22 protein-coding genes are annotated in these 24,061 nt (G+C 57.7%); all 22 read left to right on the plus strand.

Annotated features, from left to right (window positions below):
• Positions 1-8: 8 nt before the first annotated feature.
• On the plus strand, positions 9-1,931 hold the full coding sequence (gene asnB, locus EDB95_RS05145) for an asparagine synthase (glutamine-hydrolyzing) (protein WP_133991237.1): 1,923 nt from the start codon (positions 9-11) through the stop codon (positions 1,929-1,931).
• A gap of 83 nt (positions 1,932-2,014) precedes the next feature.
• Positions 2,015-2,812 carry a polysaccharide biosynthesis/export family protein gene (locus EDB95_RS05150; RefSeq protein WP_133991239.1) on the plus strand — a complete coding sequence of 266 codons (798 nt, stop codon included), beginning with the start codon at positions 2,015-2,017 and terminating at the stop codon, positions 2,810-2,812.
• A gap of 5 nt (positions 2,813-2,817) precedes the next feature.
• On the plus strand, positions 2,818-5,199 hold the full coding sequence (locus tag EDB95_RS05155; RefSeq protein WP_133991241.1) for a GumC family protein: 2,382 nt from the start codon (positions 2,818-2,820) through the stop codon (positions 5,197-5,199).
• A 3-nt stretch (positions 5,200-5,202) separates the two neighbouring features.
• Complete coding sequence (locus EDB95_RS05160) at positions 5,203-6,192, plus strand: SDR family oxidoreductase (protein ID WP_133991243.1); 990 nt, start codon at positions 5,203-5,205, stop codon at positions 6,190-6,192.
• Complete coding sequence (locus tag EDB95_RS05165; protein ID WP_133991245.1) at positions 6,182-7,651, plus strand: lipopolysaccharide biosynthesis protein; 1,470 nt, start codon at positions 6,182-6,184, stop codon at positions 7,649-7,651. The genes EDB95_RS05160 and EDB95_RS05165 overlap by 11 nt, the downstream gene beginning before the upstream one ends.
• On the plus strand, positions 7,633-8,043 hold the full coding sequence (locus EDB95_RS05170; RefSeq protein WP_133991247.1) for a sugar 3,4-ketoisomerase: 411 nt from the start codon (positions 7,633-7,635) through the stop codon (positions 8,041-8,043). The genes EDB95_RS05165 and EDB95_RS05170 overlap by 19 nt, the downstream gene beginning before the upstream one ends.
• Complete coding sequence (locus tag EDB95_RS05175; protein ID WP_133991249.1) at positions 8,024-8,452, plus strand: sugar 3,4-ketoisomerase; 429 nt, start codon at positions 8,024-8,026, stop codon at positions 8,450-8,452. Before EDB95_RS05170 ends, EDB95_RS05175 begins: the two co-directional genes overlap by 20 nt.
• Positions 8,449-8,949, plus strand: coding sequence for an acyltransferase (locus EDB95_RS27840; RefSeq protein WP_133991251.1), 501 nt, complete (start codon positions 8,449-8,451; stop codon positions 8,947-8,949). The genes EDB95_RS05175 and EDB95_RS27840 overlap by 4 nt, the downstream gene beginning before the upstream one ends.
• A gap of 1 nt (position 8,950) precedes the next feature.
• Entirely contained in the window at positions 8,951-10,066 is a 1,116-nt protein-coding gene (locus EDB95_RS05185; protein WP_133991253.1) for a DegT/DnrJ/EryC1/StrS family aminotransferase, read from the plus strand.
• Positions 10,063-10,995, plus strand: a complete 933-nt coding sequence (locus EDB95_RS05190; RefSeq protein WP_133991255.1) for a glycosyltransferase — start codon at positions 10,063-10,065, stop codon at positions 10,993-10,995. Before EDB95_RS05185 ends, EDB95_RS05190 begins: the two co-directional genes overlap by 4 nt.
• Positions 10,992-11,903 (plus strand): glycosyltransferase, encoded by a 912-nt coding sequence (locus EDB95_RS05195; protein ID WP_133991257.1) that lies wholly within the window; start codon positions 10,992-10,994, stop codon positions 11,901-11,903. The genes EDB95_RS05190 and EDB95_RS05195 overlap by 4 nt, the downstream gene beginning before the upstream one ends.
• Positions 11,894-12,883, plus strand: coding sequence for a glycosyltransferase family 2 protein (locus EDB95_RS05200; RefSeq protein ID WP_133991259.1), 990 nt, complete (start codon positions 11,894-11,896; stop codon positions 12,881-12,883). Before EDB95_RS05195 ends, EDB95_RS05200 begins: the two co-directional genes overlap by 10 nt.
• Positions 12,880-13,980 carry a glycosyltransferase gene (locus tag EDB95_RS05205; protein WP_133991261.1) on the plus strand — a complete coding sequence of 367 codons (1,101 nt, stop codon included), beginning with the start codon at positions 12,880-12,882 and terminating at the stop codon, positions 13,978-13,980. The genes EDB95_RS05200 and EDB95_RS05205 overlap by 4 nt, the downstream gene beginning before the upstream one ends.
• Positions 13,977-15,110, plus strand: coding sequence for a glycosyltransferase (locus tag EDB95_RS05210; protein WP_133991263.1), 1,134 nt, complete (start codon positions 13,977-13,979; stop codon positions 15,108-15,110). Before EDB95_RS05205 ends, EDB95_RS05210 begins: the two co-directional genes overlap by 4 nt.
• The gene (locus EDB95_RS05215) at positions 15,107-16,249 is read left to right on the plus strand and encodes a glycosyltransferase (protein WP_133991265.1); all 1,143 of its coding nucleotides are present in this window, start codon (positions 15,107-15,109) and stop codon (positions 16,247-16,249) included. Before EDB95_RS05210 ends, EDB95_RS05215 begins: the two co-directional genes overlap by 4 nt.
• On the plus strand, positions 16,242-17,420 hold the full coding sequence (locus EDB95_RS05220; protein ID WP_133991267.1) for a hypothetical protein: 1,179 nt from the start codon (positions 16,242-16,244) through the stop codon (positions 17,418-17,420). The genes EDB95_RS05215 and EDB95_RS05220 overlap by 8 nt, the downstream gene beginning before the upstream one ends.
• A 26-nt stretch (positions 17,421-17,446) precedes the next feature.
• Entirely contained in the window at positions 17,447-18,505 is a 1,059-nt protein-coding gene (locus tag EDB95_RS05225) for a glycosyltransferase family 4 protein (RefSeq protein WP_133991269.1), read from the plus strand.
• Positions 18,506-18,508: 3 nt separating this feature from the next.
• Positions 18,509-20,356: an asparagine synthase (glutamine-hydrolyzing) gene (asnB, locus tag EDB95_RS05230; protein WP_133991271.1), complete on the plus strand. Its 1,848-nt coding sequence runs from the start codon at positions 18,509-18,511 to the stop codon at positions 20,354-20,356.
• The gene (locus tag EDB95_RS05235) at positions 20,349-21,500 is read left to right on the plus strand and encodes a glycosyltransferase family 4 protein (RefSeq protein WP_133991273.1); all 1,152 of its coding nucleotides are present in this window, start codon (positions 20,349-20,351) and stop codon (positions 21,498-21,500) included. Before asnB (EDB95_RS05230) ends, EDB95_RS05235 begins: the two co-directional genes overlap by 8 nt.
• 19 nt (positions 21,501-21,519) lie before the next feature.
• A complete protein-coding gene (locus EDB95_RS05240; protein WP_246073525.1) occupies positions 21,520-22,116 on the plus strand; it encodes a sugar transferase in 597 nt (198 codons plus the stop codon).
• Positions 22,113-22,889, plus strand: a complete 777-nt coding sequence (locus tag EDB95_RS05245) for a formyltransferase family protein (protein ID WP_133991277.1) — start codon at positions 22,113-22,115, stop codon at positions 22,887-22,889. The genes EDB95_RS05240 and EDB95_RS05245 overlap by 4 nt, the downstream gene beginning before the upstream one ends.
• Entirely contained in the window at positions 22,879-24,051 is a 1,173-nt protein-coding gene (locus tag EDB95_RS05250) for a DegT/DnrJ/EryC1/StrS family aminotransferase (RefSeq protein ID WP_133991279.1), read from the plus strand. Before EDB95_RS05245 ends, EDB95_RS05250 begins: the two co-directional genes overlap by 11 nt.
• Positions 24,052-24,061 lie beyond the last annotated feature (10 nt).

The following is a 24,061-nucleotide window of genomic DNA, read 5'->3' on the forward strand; positions in this document are numbered from 1 at the left end:
CGGAGTCTATGTGCGGAATAGCCGGTATCGTCAGCGTAGACCCCCGCGAGGTCTCCGCGCCCCGGTTAAAAAAAATGACGGATGCGATCGCCCACCGCGGCCCCGATGGGGAAGGCGGCTGGATCGATCCGGAGGGCAGGATTGCCCTTGGCAGCAGGCGGCTTTCCGTCATCGACCTGTCGGGGGCGGGGGCCCAGCCCATGCACGATCCCTCGGGCAGGTATACCCTTGTGTACAACGGAGAGATCTATAACTACATAGAGCTAAAAAAAGAGCTGGAGGCCCGGGGTGTTTCCTTCCGCTCGACATCGGACACGGAAGTCCTCCTGGCCATGTATGAATGGAGGGGGGAGGACTGTCTTTCCAGCCTGGACGGGATGTTTGCTTTTGCGATCCACGACGCCCGGGAACGGTCTCTTTTCTGCGCCCGGGACCGATTTGGCGAAAGGCCGTTTTATTACGCCTATGCGCCGGGGCGGTCCTTTCTTTTCGGCTCAGAAATGAAGGCCTTGTGGGCCGCGGGTTTCCGGAGGGAGGTCGATCCGGGGATGCTGTACAATTACCTGGCCTACGGCCTGGTCCTGGATGCGGGCAGACCGGAACGGACCTTTTTCGCGGACATACACAGCCTGGAAGGCAGCCACTGCCTGCGGCTGGATTTGGATACCTTACGGTTGGAAAAGCGCCGCTACTGGGACATTCCCCGGGTGGGCGGGCCCGGGGAAGGCGGCCGGGGCGGCGGCATCGCCAGGGGCGTGACACGAAACGGCGGCGCCCGGGAAAGCGGCGCGCTGGAAGAAGCCGCCCTAAAGGTGCACGAGTTATTGACCCGCTCGGTCACCCGCCGCCTGCGCTCCGACGTTCCCGTCGGATCGAGCCTCTCCGGCGGCCTGGACAGCAGCATCGTCGTCCAACTGGCGGCAAAGCACCTGAGGGAACAGGGTAGCCGGCTGACTACTTTTTCCGCCCGGTTCCCCGGTTTTGCGAGGGACGAAGGACGGTACATACGACTGGCATCGCATGCCGCGGACACGGACCAGGTTGATGTTTTTCCGGGGGGGAAGGATCTGCCGGAAAAAATAAGGGAAGTGATGCATTACCAGGAGGAGCCCTTTGGGTCGGCGGGTATACTGGCCCAGTTCGAGGTCATGCGCGCGGCTAAGCAACATGGTGTAACGGTGCTGCTCGATGGCCAGGGCGCGGATGAAATCCTCGGGGGTTACGGTCACCACTACCCGCAGTTTATAAGGGAAGCCCGGCGCGAAAACCCGCGGGCGGCGCTGAATGCGGCGCTTTCGCATCTGCGGAGGTCTGTTAATTTTCGGTTAATCCAGGAAACGTTTAAAGTTTTGTCGCCGGACTTACCGTTCTTGCCAGCGCGGTATAAGACGGCCAGGATGGCCTGGAGGCAAGCGTTACAACCGCTCTTTAACCGGGATTTTTATGAGGCCGGCAGGACTCCTTGTCCTGTGTCTTCACCGGGAGGAGGGTTGTCGGAGTTGTTGTACAACGAGACCTTTGTCACGGGTTTGCCGGAACTGTTGAGATACGCGGACCGCAATGCCAACGCCCATTCCAGGGAAGTACGCTTACCCTACCTGGACCACGAGCTGGCGGCATACATCTTTACCCTGCCGGGGGTGTGGAAGATTCACGGACCCTGGAGCAAGTACCTTTTGAGAACGGCTTTTGAAAACGACCTGCCGGGCGAAATCGCCTGGAGACGGGTCAAGGTGGGTTTTGAACCTCCCCAACGGTCATGGATGACCGACGCGGAGGTGGCCGGGGCGGTACGGTCGTCTATAGGACTTCTGGTCGACCGGCGTATTCTGGACCGGCGTCTTTTGAGGAGGAAACCGGCGGCACACGGGGCGTATGAGCGGGGGGACGGGAGCTGGTCCTTTTTGATGGCAGCGGCCCTTTTGGGCTAAAAAAATAGGCAACAGCTTTTAAAAATGATTATATTTGTTGTGTTTAGCGAAAAATCCATTATCCACTCTCACGAGATCCTTCTATGAAGCGTTTGAAAAACCATGGGGTGTCCTTTGGCTTGGCGACGACCGTGCTGTTAACCCTTTCTTACTGCACCCCTTCCAGGAATATCGTTTACTTCCGCGACCTGGACGATACTGCGAGGATCCACGTACAAGATTCCATTCAACATTTCGAAGCCCGCATCCAGCAGGGTGACGTCTTAGGTATTCAGGTCAGCAGCGCCGATGCCGTGGCCAGCGCGCCGTTTAATCCAGGCAGCGCCCAGGGTACGGGAGCCGGGGGCGCTGTAGCAACCGGGGCCCATGCCTACCAGGTGGACCCGGACGGCACCATCGACTTTCCCATCCTGGGCAAGATCCACGCTGCGGGTCTGACAACCGCCGTTCTGAGGGATACGCTGATGGCGCGGTTGGCGGACTCGGACTACCTGAAAGAACCACACGTCAGCGTACAATACCTGAACTATAAGATCACCGTGTTGGGAGAGGTTGCGCGTCCGGCCACCTATCCGATCACCGACGGCAAAGCAACGCTGCTGGACGCCCTGGGGATGGCGGGGGACCTGACCATCTTCGGCAAGCGTAAAAATGTCACCGTTATCCGGGAAGAGGGGGGGGTGAGGACTTTCGCCAAACTGGACCTGACGTCCAGCCAGGTATTCCGTTCCCCTTATTTCTACCTGCACCAAAACGACGTTGTATATGTGGAGCCCAACAAGGCTAAGTCCGCGGCCTCCGACGACCGCGTGATCCGGGGTGTTTCCCTCGCGGCAGGCATGCTGGCTGTGGTCCTTTCCCTCGTATATCTTCTAAAATAACCCGCATGAACGGACCCCTCGCCATAGAAAACCGCCTGCAAGGACAGCCTTCAGGGAGCCCCAAGGAAGTCAACGTCCTGATGGAGGTACTCTCCAGGTTTGTGCATTACTGGTACTGGTTTATTGTGTCCATCATCTTTTGCGTGGCCTGTGCCAAGATATACTTGAGGTACAGCGTACCCGTATATAACGTCCAGTGCCGGTTCCTCATCAAAAAGCAGAACACGAACCCGCAGGCGGAGGAGCTTTCACAGCTCAGCATCATCGATAACAACAACGACGTCGGTAACGGCGTGGAGATTCTCCGGACAAAGCTGCTCATGAAACGGACGGTCCACCGCTTGCAGCTCAACGTCACGTGTTTTTCCATGGGCCGGTTTAAACATACCGAGCGCTACCGGAACGCCCCCTTTGACATACAGTTGGTATCCATGGAGGACACCGCCGCCGGCCGGGCCATGACGATCACCATGAGTCCTGCAGGGGACGGCATTCTGTTGGCCGGCCAGGGCACTGCGTTACGCCAGTGGGGGGACACCATCCGGGAAGGAGGGATTGTCATGACCGTCCTGAAAAACCAACCCTTTTTTACGACCGAAGGCCAGTACGAGGTCTTTATCTCCCCGGAAGACCAGACAACCCTGGCGTATATGGCCCGGACAAAGATTGCCCAAAGCTCGGACGGTACCAACGTGGTGGAGATGGATATTACCGACGCGCTTCCCAAAAGAGGGGAAGACGTCCTCAACACCCTTTACGACGTCTATACCCAGGCCAACGTGGAAGACCAGAATTCGACAGCGGACAATACCATCGATTTTATCAACAACCGCCTGGAAATCGTGCAAAGGGAGCTGTCGGGAGTAGAGAACCATATCCAGGATTTCAAAACCCGCAACCAGGTCACCGACCTGGGAGAACAGTCCAAGCTGGCACTCGGGGACAATCATGACCTGGAGCAACAGGTCGTGCAACAAGGGGTCCGGTTGGAAGTATTGAATTCCGTGGAAGACTATTTGCGGAAAAACGACAAAAGGGTGGTGCCCCCTTCGCTTATAGACCAGGATCCGGCTTATGCCGCGCTTGCCCAAAGATATAACGCCGCAGTAACGGAAAGGGATAACCTCCTGGCGAACGCCGCTCCGCGCAACCCGGTGGTGGTGCAGATGAATGCCCGGATCGATACCCTGAAACATGACCTCCTCGCCAGCCTGGACAATGTCCGGCAAACCCTCCAGATCACCAGCCAGGGGTTGGTCCGGAAACTCGACCAAGTGGGGGGCACCATCCGGCAAACGCCTGCCAAGGAACGGACGTTCCTCGACATTTCCAGAGAACAGCAGGTCAAGCAACAGCTCTACCTGTTCCTTTTGCAAAAAAGGGAAGAAACCGCCATTTCAAAGTCCGGCACCCTTGCCAACTCCAGGCTGATCGAACCGGCCCGCAGGGACGCCGCGCCGTTTAGCCCCAACGCCCGTAACATCTACATGACCGGTCTGGCGGTCGGTGTGCTTATCCCCGGGGTCCTGATCTACCTGCTGTCGCTGATCAACAACCGGATCGCCGGCAAAAAAGACGTGACTGCCCGCACAGATGCGCCCATATTAGGGGAGGTCGGGCACAACCGCACCGGCGAAGCGCTGATCATGGGGGGCAACGCCCGCAGCATCCTCGCAGAACAGTTCCGGATCCTGCGCGCCAACCTGCAATTTATGCTAACCGGCCGCCGGCACCAGGTGATCCTCGTCACGTCGAGCATGAGCGGGGAGGGAAAGACCTTTATCTCGATGAACATCGCCGGCGCTTTGGCGATCACCGGTAAAAAAGTCGTGCTCCTGGAACTGGACCTCCGGAAACCCAAGGTGTCCTCGGACCTCGGCATGGACAACAACCAGGGGTTTAGCAACTATGTCGTGTCCAACGAGGATATGAAAAACCTGGCCAAACCGGTACCCAGTATGCCCGGTTTGTTTGTCATCGGATCGGGTCCGGTACCGCCGAATCCCGCGGAGCTGCTGATGCAGGACAAAGTCAATGCGCTTTTCGAGTACCTGCACGCCAATTTCGACTTTATCGTCATCGATACCCCCCCGGTGGGGCTCGTATCGGATGCCTTGCTGGTCGCGCCGTATGCAGATGCCTGTATCTACATCACCCGCCAGGGGTATACGCGCAAAGGCCAGGTAGGCCTGATCGAAGAGTTGTACCTCTCCCGGAAGATGAAAGGGCTTTCTGTCGTCATCAACGACGTCAAGGCGGAAAAAAGAGGGGGGTATGGCTATGGCTACGGGTATGGGTACGGCTATGGGTCCGGTTATTACAGCGACGACGATACCAAATCCAAACCCTGGCAAAAAATATTCTCCAAGCAAGCGTCATCCAAATAACCCATGTTCGAACACCCCTTTCATACCGGTTCGCTTTCCGATCATTCCTTCCTCGTCACGGGTGGGGCCGGCTTTATCGGTTCCAACCTCGTGGAATACCTGGTCCGCCATAAGGCCGGCAGGATCCGTGTCCTGGACAACCTGTCGACCGGGCACCTGGACAACCTCAGGGAATTTAGGGACTATCCGGGTTTCGAATGGATGGAAGGGGATATCCGGGACATGGACACCTGCCGGCGCGCCTGCGAGGGGATTCAGTTCGTGTCGCACCAGGCGGCACTGGGTTCCGTTCCGCGTTCAGTCAAGGACCCGGTGACCACCAACGACGTCAACATCACGGGCCATCTTCATGTATTACAGGCCGCCCGGGAATCCGGTAGTACGCTGAAAATGGTCTATGCGGCCTCTTCATCCACCTATGGGGATTCCCGGGAGTTGCCAAAGGTCGAGGACCGGATCGGCAACCCGCTGTCCCCTTATGCGGTGACGAAATTTGTCAATGAACGCTACGCCCAGGTCTTTTCGGATGTATACGGCTTCCATACCGTGGGGCTGCGTTACTTTAACGTATTTGGTCCACGCCAGGACCCGGACGGGCCCTACGCGGCGGTCATACCGCTGTTCATCCGCGCCGCGTTGCAAGGGAACGCCCCGACCATCAATGGGGACGGGGAGCAAACCCGGGACTTCACCTTTGTAGAAAATGCCGTCCAGGCAAACATCCTCGCCTTGTTAAAGGGGCGGTCGCTGGACAAGCACGAGGTCTTCAACATCGCTTACGGCCGGAATATTACCCTCAATGGGTTGTGGCGTCTCCTGACAGCGCAAACGGGCACCCACCGGCAGCCCACTTACGGCCCACCCCGTCAGGGGGACATAAAGCATTCCCTGGCCGATATCGGGAAAGCGGCCCGCATGCTGGATTACGCCCCCCGGTTCGATATTGAAAAAGGCCTATCCGTCACCCTTGAATGGTACCGTCATGAGTCTTAGGAAAAAGACCATAGCAGGTATATTCTGGTCCGTAGGACAGCAATTCACCATGCTGGGGCTGAACCTGGGCGTATCGGTCATTCTGGCCAGGCTGATGCCGCCGTCTCAATTCGGTCTGATCGGCATGGTCGCCATTTTTATTGCGGTAGGAGAAGCCCTTATCGGTGGGGGCCTGGGCGCCGCCCTGATCCGGGACAAAGACCCGGACGCACTGGACTATTCCACCGTCTTTATTTCCAATGTCGGTGTCGGCGTTTTCCTGTATGTCCTTTTGTTTGCCACAGCCCCTTTGATCGCCGCCTTTTTCAGACAGGAGGTATTGACCCCCATCATCCGGGTCTATATGCTCACGATCCTCATGTTCTCCTTTTCCGGGATACAGTCCACCCGGTTGACCCGGGAAATGAATTTTAAAAAACTGGCCGCCTGTTTGCTGCCGTCGGAACTGTTGAGCGGAATCCTCGGGGTGGTCCTTGCCTATAAGGGGTACGGTGTCTGGAGCCTGGTCTGGATGAATTTCGCGCAGGCAGCCTTATTTACCGTGTTTATCTGGACGGCATCGGGCTGGCGTCCCGGACTTGCCTTCAGCCGGACGCGATTCCGCAAACACTTTACGTTCGGGGCCAATTTCCTGCTGACCACCCTCCTGGACCGGGTCTATCAGAATATCTATGCCGTCGTCATCAGTAAATTTTATCAACCCGCCCAGGTAGGCTATTACACGAGGTCGTATAGCCTGGTGATGATCCCGGTGGATAATCTTTTCCAGGCCCTTGTCAACGTTACATTCCCCGCCTTTGCGTCTATACAAAGCGATACCGAAAAATTGCTGAGGGCCCACCGTAAGCTGATGCAGCAGGCGCTTTTTATCCTGTTGCCCGTCATGATGATGATGATCCTGACGGCGGAGCCGTTGTTCCGGTGGCTGCTGACGGACAAATGGTTGCCCGCCGTGCCCTATTTCAGGCTGTTGTGCCTGGCGGGTATGGTGTTGTCCGGGAACGGGTATTTCCAGAATATTTTGATGGCCAAGGGCAGAAGCGATCTGCTGCTAAAGGTCATGATCATAGAAAAGGTATTGATCACCCTGGGGATTTGCTCGGTATTCCCCTTCGGGATAAAAGGCCTTTTGTATTACCAGGTATTTTCTTCCGTGGTTTTGTTCGCCGTCAACGGGTACATTGCGGGAAAACTGGTCGGTTATCCATTATACGAGCAACTGAAGGACATCGCCCCCATTTTTGGCATTACCGCGATTGCGGCCCTGCCGGCCTATATGGCGGATCAACGGTTGACCGGTTTACACGACATCCTACGGATCGTTGTTGTATGCACCTTTTATGGGGTGGTGTACCTGGCCTTATTCTTTGCTTTCCGGACAACCGAAATCAGGGATTTCAGGGAGCTGGTGTTAAAAGGACTTGTTCAAAAATTGAAGCCATGGAAGGTTGCCGCATAATCCAATTCCCAAAGATCCTCGACCCGCGGGGGAACCTCACGTTCACCCAGTTCCCGGGGCAACTCCCCTTTGAGATGGAGCGCGTCTTCTGGACCTATGACGTGCCGGGAGGGGAGACCAGGGGCGGTCATGCGTATCACCGGCAGGAAGAAATCATCATCGCGCTCAGCGGGAGCTTTGACGTGGTGGTGACCAGGATGGACGGGAGCACGGAAAAATTTCATTTGAACCGATCTTACTATGGGATCTATGTACCCGCCATGACCTGGCGGCAGATGGAGAACTTCTCCACCAACTCGCTGGCGCTTCACCTGGCCAGTACGCCTTTCGACAGAGAAGACTATATATATGACTTCGAACGATATAAAGGATATGCGAAAGACCGTATTTGACTGCACCCTTTTTTACCTGAACCGCCTCGACACGGGGAAGGGATTCATATCGGTGGTAGAGGGCCAGGGCCAGTTGCCTTTTACGGTAAAGCGGGTCTTTTATCTCTACGACATCCCCGGGGGTGAGTCCAGGGGCGCGCACGCGCACCGGACGTGTCATCAGTTCCTGGTGGCAGCCAGCGGCGCCTTTGAGGTGCTGCTCAACGACGGCCGGACGCAACGGCTCGTTCAGTTGAACCGCCCTTATATGGGGCTGCATATACCCCCCGGTATCTGGGCGTCGGAAGTCAACTTCTCCTCCGGGTCTATTTGTCTCGTGCTGACCAGCGAGAAATACGACGACAAGGATTATATCCGGGACTATGACGAATACCTCGAATGGTCCCAGGCGCAAAAGGCATTGATATGACACAGGAACGATTCATACACCCCACGGCGGACGTCCAGACGGAGGAGATCGGGCAAGGCACGGTCATCTGGCAATTTGCCGTGGTGTTGAAAGGGGCGCGGATCGGTTCGGGCTGCAATGTCAATTGCCACACCTTTATCGAAGGAGACGTCGTCGTGGGGAATAACGTGACCGTCAAGGCGGGTGTTTACCTATGGAACGGGCTCAGGGTGGAGGACGATGTCTTCATCGGGCCCAACGTCACCTTTACCAACGACAAATATCCCCGCTCGAAACAATATCCGGCAAAGTTCCAGACGACATTGCTGGAACGGGGTTGCTCCATCGGGGGAGGCGCCACTATCCTGGGGGGCTCGACCGTGGGCGCTTACGCCGTGGTGGGTGCGGGGAGCGTGGTGACAAAGGATGTACCGGCATACGCGCTGGTCAAGGGCTGTCCCGCCAAGATATGCGGCTGGGTCGACGAAAAAGGAAACAAACTGACGAAACAACCTTGATATGAACATACCCTACCTGTCCTTTACCGGCATGCACGATTCCATCCGGGAAGAAATGCACCAGGCCTTTAGCGCGGTGTACGACAGCCATTGGTATGTATTGGGCAAAAAGGTGGAGGCCTTCGAAAGCCAGTATGCCGGCTTTAACGGGACCGCATTTTGCAAAGGGCTCAGCAATGGCCTCGACGCCCTACACCTGTCCTTAAAAGTACTGGGTGTTGGTCCGGGGGACGAAGTGATCGTACCCTCCAATACTTATATCGCCACCGTTCTCGCCGTATCCTATACCGGGGCGACGCCGGTGTTTTCGGAGCCCGATCCCGGGACCTACAACCTCGATCCCGTCCGCGTGGCGGAAGCGATCACCGGTAAGACAAAGGTCATCCTGCCCGTCCACCTGTACGGACAAGCCTGCGACATGCAGGCGATCATGGATCTGGCGGCCCGCCACCACATAAGCGTCGTAGAAGACAATGCCCAGGCACACGGAGCCGCCTTTAACGGAAAGCTGACAGGCGCCTGGGGACACATCAATGCCACCAGCTTTTACCCGGGCAAAAATTTAGGCGCCTTAGGCGACGGCGGCGCCATCACCACCAACGACCCGGAACTCGCCAGAAAAGCCGAAATCCTGAGGAACTACGGCTCGCAAAAGAAATATTTCAACGAGGTCATCGGGCACAATATGCGGCTGGACGAGCTCCAGGCGGCGCTGTTGTCGGTCAAGCTGCCGTATTTAAAGAAATGGACCGAGGCGAGACAGACGCTGGCCGAAGGCTACACCCAAAGGTTGCAAGGTGCGGGCGACCTGGTATTGCCGGTCACCGCCCCCGGGGCCACGCACGTCTACCACGTCTATATGGTGCGCACCCGGCAGCGGGACGCCCTTCAAGCCTTTTTGCAGGACAAGGGGATCGGCACGTTGATCCACTACCCCTTGCCCCCTCACCTGCAGGAAGCCTACCGGTTCTTAGGCTATCAACAGGGCGACTTCCCCATTGCCGAAACCATCGCCGGTACCTGTCTGAGTCTTCCGCTCTGGCCGGGGATGACCGAAGCGGCACTGGACGAGGTCGCCGGCCAGATCCACACATTTTTTAAAACCCACAGGTCATGACCCAGGAACCCTTAGTCTCCGTCATCGTCATTACCTACCATTCCCTGGCTACGGTCGGGGAAACGCTGGACAGCATCTACCGCCAGACCTATCGCAGGATCGAGTTGATCATCGCCGATGACGGGTCCTCGGATGGAACGGTGGCACTTGCCGGTGACTGGATCGGGCAGCATGGCTCCCGGTTTGAAAGGGCGGACATCGTGGCGGCGCCGCGCAACGGGGGCATACCGGCCAATTGCAACCGCGGGCTGGCGCAGGCCCGGGGTGAATACATCAAGATCATTGCCGGGGACGACGTACTGACAGACGATTGTATCGATTATAACGTGAAGCATATCGGACAGGCCATGCTGGCCTGCTCCGACCTGCTTTGCCTGGCCGGGGGCGCGCTCCGGCCCATCCTCCCGTCGGATCGGAGGGACCTCACCGCCTTTTTTGCGCTGCCGCCCGAACAACGTTTCCGGCAATACATCCGGACGCCCATTTTCCTAAATGTGCCTACCCTTTTTATCCGGAAGGAACTCTACGACAAGATCGGGACCTACGACGAGGATATCCGGTTGCTCGAAGACCAGCCGTTTCTTTGTAAGGCGATGGCCGCTGGATACATCCCCGTTTACCTGGACCACGTCACGGTCCATTACCGCATCAGCGCACACAGTACGATGGGCGGGCAAAGCAGGGCGTTCCGCCTGGCCCTGATGGAGAGCTACCGCAGGTACCGGAAGCCTTACCTGCGCTGGACGTCTTTTCCCGAAGCGCTGATTATGCTGGAAGCGGCCGTTGTCCGCTTTTTGCTCCAGGCCCGGTGGTACAAACCCACGACCATAGATCGCTTTAAACGATACAGCCCTTCCCGTATATTCCTGGAGGAAGGATTCCGGGCGCACTTTTTTAGAAAAATTTTCAAAACAACGGAACCCGCATGACCCCGCAGCCCCTTGTATCCGTGATCGTGGTCGCCTTCGATTCCGCCCGTTTCATAGAAGCGACCCTGGAGAGCATCCGGCGGCAGACCTATTCCCCGATAGAGCTGGTCATCGCCGACGACGCCTCTATGGACGACACGGTGGAACTCGCGAACGCCTGGTTGCAACGCCACGGGGACAGGTTCTCCACCTGGACTATCGTCCGGGCGGAAACGAACGCCGGCTTGTCGCAAAACTGTAATAACGGCTGGCGGGCATCTACCGGTGACTGGATAAAATTGATCGCCGCGGACGACCTCCTGCTCGATACCTGTATCGCCGATAATGTAGCCTTCGCGCAAAAAACGCCGGACGCGAAAGTGGTCTTTTCACGTATGGAGAAGATCGACGACAAGGGGAGCTCCATGGGAGAATACTTTTTCCCCAGCCATTTCTTCACCATGGATGCCAAAAGGCAGCTGACCCATTTGCTCCGCAGGAACTATTTAGGCGCGCCCTCCGCGTTTATCGCCCGCAGGGTGCTGGAAGAGACCGGTGGTTTTGATCCCAGTTTCCCGATGATGGAGGACCTGCCCTTGTGGACAAAGCTGCTGGTCTCGGGGATACGGCTGGACGGTCTGAACCGCAAAACGGTCGCCTACCGGATCCACAACGGTTCTATACAAAGAAAGGCCGGCCGGGCCCTGGACGGATACCTGGAGGCCAATAGACGGTTTGACCGTCAAACCCGTTTTCCGCTGGCCAGGCAAAGGTCCTACCTGTTGTACCTGGTGATGCGTTTCGACGACCTGTTGCCCTGGATCCAACGGAGACGTGTCCTGACCCTGGTTTGTTATCCTTTCCTCTGGGCCTGGTACCATTACAGTCCGTTTACACTATCCAAAAAAACTGCCGCGCCATGCCTTTGATCAGCGTCATCATCCCCATGTTTAACGTCGAGCGGTATATCGGACGCTGCATCCAGTCCGTGCTCGCCCAGACCTTCAGGGATATTGAAGTGATCCTGGTGGACGACGGGTCCGCGGACGGCAGCATCCGGGTGGCCGAAACGGTCCTCCGCCAGGACGGACAGGTACCCTACACCCTCGTCCGGCACGAGCACAACCGGGGCGTATCCGCCGCCCGGAATTCGGGTGTCGACGCCGCCCGGGGGGAATACATCTACTTCCCCGACAGCGACGATTATATAGAGTCCAATATGCTCGAACGGTTGTATACCCAAAGCCGGGAAACCGGTGCGGACATCGTCATGTGCGGGTCCAGAAGCGTATACGAAGACGGCCGCAAACCGCCCGTCAATGACATACCCGAGGTCCAGGGAAACCTGGACGGGGAAGGAGCGGTGCTGGCGTTGCTGATGGGGAAATGCCGGGCCTATCTTTGCATGCAACTGTTCCGGAGGAGTCTGTTCGAGGGCCTGCGGTTCCCGGAAGGCCGGATTTACGAGGACCGGTTGCGGTTGCCTTTTCTTTTCCTTCGTGCCCAAACGGTTTCGTTTATCCCGGATGTCCTGTATAACTACGAACAGCGCGACGGATCGATTACGAGGGGCTTCCGCCCGGAAATATACAAGAACCTGGAGGGGATGAAAGAGCTGCAGGAGCGCTTGGGCGAGCGGCTGGCGCGGCCGGAATGGGACCTGGCCTTTTTCCGGTATGAATACCTGAACATACAAACGCTGGTCTTCAATGCCTTTGTTCATTCGGACCGGTACCGGGACGTCGGGACCTTTCTGGCAAAGGTGCGGTCCCACATCCGCTGGCGGAAGCTGGTGCGCGGATATAAGGTTATGCCCCGCCCGGTCCTGTCGCTGGTCCTTTTCAAGACACAACCTTATCTGTTCTATACCTTTTTCAAACGATATATCCTGCAAAAACTCGACGCATGAAAGTCATAAAGATCATCCCTTCCCTCGGCTTTGGCGGTATCGAAACGGTTTTCGAGATCACCGCCCGGTATTATCAAGGGAGCAAAGACGATATTATCTTCCTGGCCATGGGCGGCGGCGGTACCGCGGCCAAGGTGATCACCGAGGCCGGCTTCAGGGTGGTGATCTGGAACATGCCCACCAAGATTCCCAATTGGAAGCTCATCCCCAAGCTCGTCAAATTTATCAAACAGGAGCAACCGGATGTGGTCCACACCACGGGTGCGGAAGCCAATTTTCACGGTCTGATCGCCGCCCGTATCTGCCGGATACCCGTGCGCGTCGGGGAGGAGATCGGTATGCCCGTGCACAGCCGTATGGCCCGACTGGCCTTCCGTATGGTCTACGGGATGTCTTCGGCGGTGATCGCGGTGGCGGGACAGGTCGAGGATTTCCTGACAGAGACCAAAGAAGCGCCACCCCACAAAGTGGCGATGATCTATAACCCGGTCGACTTCCGGATTTTCGGGGTGACGAAAAATGCCCCCGAGGCCGGCCGTTTCAGGATGGTGTCGATCTGCCGCCATACCCCGGCCAAAAACCTGGACGTCATGATTAAGGCGGCCGCGGCACTGCGGCGCCGCGCCCCGGAGCTCAACGTCGAGCTGTGGGTCGTCGGTGACGGACCCAGCCGTGCCGGTCTGGAGGAACTGGCGGCCAGCCTCGGCTTAGGGGACAGCGTCAAATTCTGGGGCTTCCAGGAAGAACGGGTGCAATTCCTGACACAAGCCACGTTGTTTGTCCTGCCCTCGTATTCGGAGGGACACCCGATTTCCGTACTGGAGGCTATGATGATGGAAACCCCATGCATCGTCACCCGGGGCGGGGGCGTGCCCGAAATCATCGAAGAAGGCAAGACCGGCTGGATGATGGATCCCCTCGACCTCGAAGGGTTTACCGACAAGCTGGAACACATTGCGCGGCTACCGGACGCCCAACGGCGCGAGGTGGGTCGCCTGGCCGGCGTCAACATACGCGCGAATTTTCCCCCCGATCTGTATATGGAGCGCATCTGGAGTTTGTACCAGCGTAATCATCCGAACCCACAGGCGGTATGAACAAGATCAGGATACTCCAATGTATAGAAACCATCGGTTCCGGCGGGGTCGAACAATTGCGGTATAACCTGTGCAAAGGCATCGATAAGGATCGCTTCGAGCTAAAGATTATCTGCACGCAAACCCTGGGGGTTTTGCCGGGCAGGATGAGGGAGACCGGCGTGGAGATCATCCCCGTCGGCAAACTGAAAACACCTTTTCACTGGAGCCGGTACAAGGCCGTGCTAAGGGTCGTCCGGTCTTACAAACCACACATCATACACGGAGCGGTTTTCGAAGGCTGTAGCATGGCCGTCGTAGCCTCCCGCTTCAGCCGCATCCCGGCGGTCATCATCGAGGAGACCTCCGATCCGATCGACCGGACCTGGAGGGGAAACACGCTGATGCGTCTTTATGCGGGTTACGCAGATCGTATTGTCGCGGTCTCTGAAACCGCCGGCAGCTATATCCGTAAAGTCGTGGGTGTAAAGGAACCTAAGTTGAAGGTGATCGACAATGGCGTATCCATACCGGAAGTCCCGGACCCGGAGGCCGTAAAAAAACTAAGGGGCCGCCTGGGCATTGCGGAGGGTGATTTCGTGATCGGAAGTGTGGGAAGGTTGTTCGACGAGGTCAAAAAAGTCAGTGTCATCATCAAGGCCACGGCCCTCCTGATAAAACGCGGCATCCCCTTAAAGCTGCTGATTGTCGGGGACGGTTCGGACCAGGACATGCTGGAAGCGCTTTGCGACACCCTGGGGATCCGGGCGTCGGTCATATTCGCGGGCTACCAGGGCGATACGGCCCCCTATTATGCCTGTATGGACCTGTTCGTCCTGGCCTCCCAACACGAATCGTTTGGGATGGTCCTGGTGGAAGCCATGTACCTGCACCTTCCGGTCGTCGCGACCGCGGTGGGCGGTATTCCCTATGTCGTGGAAGACGGCAAGACCGGTCTCCTGGTGCCCAAAAACGACCCGCCCGCCATGGCCGTTGCCATCGAAACGCTTTACCGCGATCCGGCCGGGAGAAAGGCTTTTGGACAGGCCGGCTGGGAACGCGCGATGGGGAACTTCACCTCCGATATATATGTGGAAAAGGTCCAAAGGCTTTACCTGGAGCTGGCGGAAGAAAAAGGGTTGTCCTCTTGAAAACGTTACTCTTCATCAGTTGGGACGGTCCCCAGGTCGGCTACCTGGAAGGGCTTTTTATGCCGATCTTGCAAGGCTTGGGCGACGACTACCGCATACATATCGTTCAGTTCACCTGGGGCCCTTCGGACGGGGGCCGTTTGCAATCCCTTTTGCAACATGCCGGGATTGCCTATACCCGCTTCGAGATACGCCGGAAACCTGTCGTGGCCGCCGGCGTTTTGCTGACCCTTTTCAAAGGGAAGCGTTTTCTGACACGCTATATCCGCGCACAAAAAATAGACGTCGTGTTGCCCCGGAGTATCTTTCCCGCACTGATGGTGTCGGGGTTGGCCGCCAGGGACCGCTCCAGGCGGTGGGTCTTCGATGCCGACGGGTTGCCGCTGGAAGAACGCGTGGATTTCGCGGGGATGAACCCCCGGGGGCTGGAGTTCCGGTGGTTGAAAAGCGTGGAAAGTAAAATGATACACAGGTCTGACGCGGTGCTGGTACGGTCCGAAAAAGCCATACCCTTTCTGGCGGAAGGCCCGTTCAAAGTCGTCACCAACGGCCGTGACCCGCAGCGGTATCTCCCGGCCACCCCCGAAGACCGTGCCCGGCGCCGCAAAGAATGGGGCGTAACGGACCAGGGCATCGTCCTGGCGTATGCCGGATCTTTGGGGCCGCAATATTGCTTGCAGGAGATGCTGACCCTTTTTGAAAAAGCGCCACCGGGATCCGTCCTCTTGCTGCTGACGGGCAACCCCGAAGCAGCGCCCGAACGGCAGGGGGTCATCGTCCGCAAGCTCCCGCCGGGAGAAGTGGCGGCCTACTTAGGCGCCGCCGATATTGGGTTGGCCCTCCGGGAACCCAAAACGTCCATGCAGGGCGTGTTTCCCATAAAGCTGGGTGAATACCTGCTGTGCGGACTACCGGTGATCGCCACCGCGGGGATAGGCGACACCGGGACCCTGCTGGGAGGAGAAGCCTCCTGTCTGCTCCTGGAAAACCATGCGCCCGCTTCCCTTGAAAAAGCCGCCCTTTGGGCGGTGTCGGCAGCCGCACGACCGGACCTGAAAACCGCCGCGCGCCGGCTGGGGCTCGCCCGGTTTAGCCTGGAGGAAAGTATACGAACCTATAAGCGCGCATTGGATGCTTGACCTGCTTGTCATAGTGATTTTGTTGAGCCTGGTGGTCATGACCAACCGGAGGCTGGCCTACGCCAACGAGACCATTCATGCAAAGTGGCTGGAACAGAATTTGAACCGGTTACTGGCCTATCATACCGCCTTTTCCTTTCTTTTCCCCCTTTTACCCGGGGATGCCAGCGGCTATTGGGGATTTACCCTGCAACAGGTCACCGTGCATTCCAACAATATGTTTGACTATTTCGGGCTGGGTACGCCATTCCTGCTTTTCCTTGACTTTATACCGGTCAAGGTCATGGGGCTGTCCTTCCTGACGGGGAACATCATGTACGGGCTTCTGGGTTTTTGCGGGCTGCGTTACCTGTTCCTTCTCTACTACAAATCCCTGAACCTGGATATTCTTGTGTTTGGCGTGCGGACGGTGCCCTTTCTCTTTTACCTGCCCAACCTGAATTTCTGGACCGCGGGTGTGGGGAAGGATACCCTTTGTTTCTTTGGCATCGCCTGCTTTGTATACGGGATCCAGTTTTATAGAAGACGCATCATTTCGATGGCGCTTGCCGCGGCCCTGGTCTATTTCATCCGGCCCCACGTGGCCTTTATGATGGGCGCGAGCCTGGCGATATGCGTGGTCTTTTCCGGTAGGATGAAGGCGATCTATAAAATCCTGTTCCTGGCCCTGGTGGCCGCAGGGGCCGCCGTCGTCTACAAACAGGTGCTGGGGTATCTTCGGATCGAAGACCTAAGTACGAAAAGCCTGTCCGGGGTCGCCAGCGATACGGCGGGTCTGCTGGAACAGGGGCTCACCGGCTCTGCTGTGGACATACAGTCCTACCCATTGCCCCTGAAGTTTTTCACCTACCTGTTCCGGCCGCTTTTTTTCGATGTCCACAACGTGCTCACCCTCGTCAGCTCCTTCGAAAACCTGGCTTATCTCGTGATCCTTATAAAAGCCTTGCCCAACCTGCGCCGGAGAGACATAGGGGCCATGCCCATGTGGATGCGGACGGGGTTGCTGATCTTCCTGTTTGCCATGGTCGTTTTTTCCAGCAGCCTGGGAAACCTGGGGATTATCATGCGGATGAAAAATATGACGATGATTTATTTGCTCATGTACTGCACCTGGTCTATCAGCCGAAGGAAGGCGGAACTGGCGGCCCGCGCAACCTTAACTCACAATTAATTCGTATATTGTTGGAAAATATCCTTTTGAAAATCCTTATCCTGTCCAGGTATTCGCGTATGGGCGCCAGCAGCCGTTTGCGGTTGTACCAGTACATCCCCTATTTCGAGGCGCAGGGTATCGATTGCAGGATACACCCCTTATTCAACGACCGTTATTTACAGGAATTATATGGAAACGGGCGCGTCAGCCGTGGCAACCTTGCCCGTTGTTATTGGGCCATGGCCCGGCAGGTCTACCGCGCGGCGAACTACGACCTGGTCCTCATCGAAAAAGAAATATTCCCTTTTTTACCGGCCTGGGCGGAACGATGGCTGGCCTGGAAACGCGTTCCTTATGTCGTAGATTACGACGACGCGATCTTTCACAACTATGACCTGCATCCTCAACCGCTCGTACGGAGACTGTTCAAAAAGAAGATCGCAGAGGTGATGCGGCACGCGGCCGCTGTCACCTGCGGCAACCATTACCTGGCGGACTACGCCAGGCGGGCAACCGAAAGGGTACACCTTATCCCAACCGTCATCGAGCCGGAACGTTATGTGCCCAAAAGCGGGCACGCACCAAAAGAAGTCGTCATCGGTTGGATCGGCTCCCCGACCTCCATGCGCTACCTGGCTGAGTTAAAGCCTGTGTTGGAGGACCTGATGCGCGAGTACCCCGTCCGCCTGCACATTGTCGGTGGCAAAAAAGGCATCGGCCTGGGGGAACGGGAAAGTGTCCTGGATTGGTCCGAAGACACGGAGACGGTGCTGGTCGGACAATTCGACATCGGGGTCATGCCGTTGCACGACAGCCCTTGGGAATTGGGGAAATGTGGGTATAAACTGATCCAGTATATGGGTTGCGGCTTACCCGTCGTGGGAAGCCCCGTCGGCGTCAACAGCGACATCATCCGGGATGGCGACAACGGTTTCCTGGCTGCGACGCCCGAGGCCTGGAAAACGGCCCTGAGCAAGCTCATCCGCGACCCCGGGCTCCGGCTGTCCATGGGCAGGGCGGGCCGCAGGATGGTCGAGGAGCAGTACAACACGAAGGCGGCGGGGACACTCTGGATGAACATCCTGCAACCTTTAAAGAACTAAACTATGTGTGGGATATTCGGCACGATCCATTTCCAGGCACCCCAACCGGGGGTGGTGCTTTCCGCGCTGGCCCACCGCGGGCCGGATGAACAAAACCACCTGGCCGGTGAGCGCGTCAGCCTTTACCATACGCGGCTGGCCATACAGGACCTGACGCCCTCGGGCAGACAGCCGATGCAGCACAACGGCGTGTACATCACGTTTAACGGGGAGATCTACAACCATTGGGAGCTCAGAAAGAAATACGGTCTTTCCAGCGCCTCGCGTTCGGATACGATGACGCTTCTTTTGCTGTACGAGGCGCTGGGGACGGCCATGTTCGAAACCATCGATGGCATGTTTGCGCTGGCCATCCACGACACGGCAAACGGAAAGCTGCTCCTGGCAAGGGACCGGGCGGGGAAAAAACCCCTCTACCTCTGGAGCCGGGGACGCAGCCTGGCCTTCTCATCGGAACTAAACGCCCTGAAGGACGTCGTCCGGCCGTCCCTGGACGAGGCGTCGATCGCGGACTACCTCTACCTGGGGTATCACTTCCGCGCCGCCACCCCCTACCGGGAGATCGAGGAACTGGAAGCCGGCACTTTTTTAGAGGTCGACCTCGACACCCTGGACCGCAAAAAGGTGCGTTGGTTTGACATCGCCGACGCGTATAGCCGGCCCCTGGACCTCACTCCCGAAGAAGCGCTGGCCGGTCTTGACGAACGGCTGCACCTCGCCGTGCAAAGAAGGATCGACAGCTCGGACCTGGAGGTCGGATCCTTTCTCAGCGGGGGGATCGACAGCGGCCTGGTGACGGCCATTGCCTCGGCCTATACCAAAGACCTGAAAACGTTCACGGTAAAGATGCCGGGCGCTTACGACGAATCCGTCCTTGCGCAGTCCGTGGCGGAGAAGTACGGTACACGCCATACGACCATCGAGATCTCCTTTGACGGGTTGCGGGATGACTTTACCCGGATTGTGTCCAACTATGGCGAACCGTTTTTCGACAGTTCCGCCATCCCCAGCTACTATGTCTCCCAGGAGGCCAGAAAGCACATCACCGTCGTCCTGAACGGGGATGGGGCGGACGAACTGTTTGGCGGGTACAGACGGTATATGCCTTTCCGGTATTATGATTTTTTTGGGCGGAAAGGGCCCGTCTCCTGGTTTGCCCGTACCGCCGGGAACCTCTTGCCGCCGGGACACCGGAAACAGGATGTGTATACCTATGTCTACCGGCTGTTGAAATTCGCCGGGTATAAGGAGCTCACCGATATATACGGGGGCGCCACCACAGACCTGTTTACAGGCTACAAAAACGAATTTGAAACCCCACCCCGTTTGCAGGGACTGACCGAACTGTTGGACCGGGTCAGCCGGTTGCCGGTGTCTTCGCTGTCGAAGATCCTGATCGCGGATTTCGACACGATCCTGTTCAGCGACCTCCTTGTCAAAATGGACATTGCCACCATGGCGCATTCCCTGGAAGGCAGGAGCCCGTTCCTGTCGAAAGAGCTGCTGGAATTTGCCCCAACGCTAAAGGACGGATATAAGATCCGCGGCCGCCGGTCGAAGGTCCTGCTCCGGTCCCTGGCCGGGCGTTACCTCCCCGAAGCGCTGATCGACCAGCCCAAACGGGGGTTCGAAATTCCCCTGAAGGACTGGATGAACGGGGTGCTCGGCGAGATGACCGAAGACTATCTCTTTGGTTCGGCGGGAGCGTTGTATCCCACCCTGATCCGGAAGTCTTTTGTAACCGATGTGTTTAAACGGAAAGTCAACCTCTCGGAGGAGCGGAGGGCCAAGATGCTCTACGCCCTCCTCTGCCTGGAGGTTTGGTATAAAAGAGTGTATCAACATGGATAAACTGGTAAGGATAACGACCGTCCCGCTCTCCCTGGACAAATTGCTGGAGGGGCAGATGGGTTTTATGAAAACCCGGGGGATGGACGTGGCGATGGTCAGCTCGGACGGACCGAGAAGGGAAGCCATCGCCGCCCGTGAAGGTTGTCCGTATTACGTTGTGTCTATGACGAGGGTTATTTCACCCGTCCGGGATTTGGTCAGCGTCTGGCGAATGGTGCGCCTGTTTCGATCGCTGCGGCCGGATATCGTCCATACCCACACCCCAAAGGCCGGCCTGGTGGGGATGATGGCGGCCTGGTGGTGCCGCGTACCCGTGCGGATGCATACCGTCGCGGGTCTTCCCCTGATGGAATCCACCGGTATGCGGCGCAGGCTGCTGGTCCTGGTGGAAAAGATCACGTACGGATTTTCCTCGGGCGTCTATCCTAATTCCTATCGTCTCCTGCAATACATCAGCGATCAGCGTTTTTGCCGGCCCGGCAAGCTCAAAGTGATCGCGTCCGGCAGTTCCAACGGGATCGATGCGCATTACTTTAGCCGGACCCCCGAACTGGAAGCGCGCGCCGAGGAGGTGCGGAAGACGTACGGTATACCCGGTGACGCCTTCGTCTTTGTTTTTATCGGCCGGATCGTCCGGGACAAGGGGATACAGGAGCTCGTGGCTGCATGTAAACCTCTGAAGGCCCACCTTCTCCTCGTAGGGCCCTTCGAAGACGACCTGGATCCGGTGGACGATGCCTGCCGGGAGGAGATCGAACGGAACCCCTCCATCCACGTGACCGGGTATCAACAGGACGTGCGTCCTTTCCTGGTGGCGGCAGACGTGCTGGCATTCCCCTCCTACCGTGAGGGTTTTCCGAATGTTCCTTTGCAGGCGGGTTGTCTGGGCCTGCCCTCCATCGTTTCGGACATCAACGGCTGTAATGAGATCGTGGAGGAAGGGATCAACGGCCTGGTGGTCCCGGCCAAGGACACCAACGCCCTCCGGCGGGCCTTGGAACGGATGATCGATGAACCGGGTTTGCGCGACCGTTGTGCAAAAAACGCGCGGGACCGTATCACCGGCCGCTATGGGCGGGAAGTTGTCTGGGATGCCTTGCACCGGGAATATCAGGAACAGAAAAGGAGGGCCCATGCTTTATAAGCGTTTTATAAAGCGTACGATGGACATCCTCCTTGCAGGGACAGTCTTCCTGTGTTTGTCACCGGTTCTTGTACTCGTAATGCTACTGATCGTCGCCGTTTCGGGAAAAAATCCTTTTTTTGTACAAGTCCGGCCTGGAAAAAGGGGGAAACCCTTCCGGATCATCAAGCTCAAAACGATGCTTGACCTCCGGGACGGGAACGGGGTGTTGCTGCCGGACGAGCGGCGGCTCACGCCCCTGGGGAAGTTTATCCGGAAGACGTCCCTGGACGAGCTGCCGCAGTTGCTCAACGTCGTCAGGGGCGAGATGAGCCTCATCGGCCCCCGGCCCTTGCTGATGGAATACCTGGAGCTCTACAACGACTTTCAGGCCCGGCGGCACGAGGTACGCCCGGGGATCACCGGCTGGGCCCAGGTCAATGGCCGCAATGCCATCGGGTGGGACGAACGTTTCGCTCTGGACGTCTGGTACGTGGATCACCTTTCCGCGGGGCTGGACCTCCGGATCGTGTGGATGACGGTATGGAAGGTGGGGTCGTCGAAGGGCGTTAACCAACAAGGCCAGGCTACGGTGGCTTATTTCCGTGGCAACGGACACAAACAAGAAGTACTATGAGATATGCGTTTGCCGGCGACAGGGCGATAGCGGTAACGGCACTGATGGAATTGAAAAAGCGCGGATATGCCCCGCTCGCCTTACTGGTGTCCGGACCGGATAAGGCCAGCCACGCCGGCGAACTGACGAAGCTGAGCGGTCTTGACCCGGACCACGTGCTGGAAGGAACGGCCTTTAAAGAAGAGAAAGGCCGGAACCTGCTCAAAAGCCTCAACCTGGATTATATCATTGGTATCCATTTCCCCTACGTGGTTCCGGCAGAAGTCCTGGGGATTCCCCGGATCGGTGTCCTGAACCTCCACCCTGCCTTTCTCCCGTACAACAGGGGGTGGCATACGCCCAGTTGGGCGATCGTGGAAGGGACCCCTTATGGCGCCACCCTCCATTTCATGACTGAGGCACTGGACGAAGGGGACGTTGTCCTTCAGCGCGAATGTCCGCCGCTACCGGGAGACACGGCGCATAGCCTTTACCAAAGGGTCCTGGCGCTGGAGGGCGCTATGTTTGCGGAGGCCATCCCCCTGCTGGCCACCCTGAACCCGCCCCGGCAGCCACAGAATAGCGCCGGGACAGCGCACGCCCGCCGGGACCTGGGGTTGCTACAACCCCTCGATCCGGAAGAAAACGTGCGCACCGGGGACCTGTTGAAAAGGCTCCGGGCCCTGACGACCAATAAGACAGAAGAAGCCGCCTATCTCATCGAAGACGGCCGGAAATACTTTATACAGGTGACGATGACGCCCGAAACAGAAAACACCCCCCATGTCGGATAAACAACATTCCCCCAAAATCTGGCTTTCCGCTCCCCACATGGGTGGTGCGGAGCAGTCGTTTGTCGAGGAAGCCTTTGCCACCAACTGGGTGGCTCCGCTGGGACCCCATGTCGACGGTTTTGAAGCAGACCTGTCCATTTTCCTGGGCAGGGACCGGCACGTCACCGCCCTGTCGTCCGGGACCGCCGCCCTGCATCTGGCGCTGATTTTACTCGGCGTGGACCGGGGTGACGAGGTCATCTGCCAGAGCATGACCTTTTCCGCTTCCGCCAACCCCATTGGCTATCTTGGCGCCACGCCCGTTTTCGTGGATTCCGAGACCGATACCTGGAACATGTCCCCGGACCTGCTGGAGAAAGCCATCCGCGACAGACAAGCCAAGGGCAAAAAAATAAAGGCGATCATCCCCGTTCATTTGTACGGCATGCCCGCCCGCATGGACCGCATCCAGGCCATCGCGCAGCATTATGGCATACCCATCGTGGAAGACGCCGCCGAGGCCCTGGGGTCTACGTTGAAGGGCCGCCAGATGGGGACGCTGGGAGACCTGTCGATCTTGTCCTTCAACGGCAATAAAATCATCACCACCTCCGGAGGCGGTGCCCTGGTATCCGGGGACGCCGGTTGGATCAAACGCGCCCGCTACTTAGCCACCCAGGCCAGGGACCCGGCGCCGCACTATGAACATTCTGTCTTAGGGTACAACTACCGGATGAGCAATATCTGCGCCGGGATCGGGCGCGGACAAATGCAGGTGCTGGAGGACCGGGTCCTGCAAAGAAGGGCCAATTTTGCCTTTTATTATGACTGGCTGGCGGGCGTCCCCGGGTTCTCTTTTCAACCGGAGGCCGAGGGCGCGTACAGCAACCGCTGGCTGACGACGATCCTGGTCGACCCCGCGTGCAGTCCGGGCGGCGTCACCCGGGAAGACCTCCGGCTGGCCCTTGCTGCGGACAATATCGAATCCCGGCCGTTGTGGAAACCGATGCACCGGCAACCCGTCTTCGAAGGCTGCCCCTTTTACGGGGACGGAACCGCCGACCGGTTGTTTGAACAGGGGCTTTGCCTGCCGTCGGGCACCAGTCTCACCCCCGGAGACCTGGAAAGGGTCCGGGCCGTTCTCCTAAAACTATTCCAAACGAACACAATATCAACGCCTTAGTTAATTGCAT

The organism is Dinghuibacter silviterrae (genome assembly GCF_004366355.1).
GTDB classification, from domain to species: domain Bacteria; phylum Bacteroidota; class Bacteroidia; order Chitinophagales; family Chitinophagaceae; genus Dinghuibacter; species Dinghuibacter silviterrae.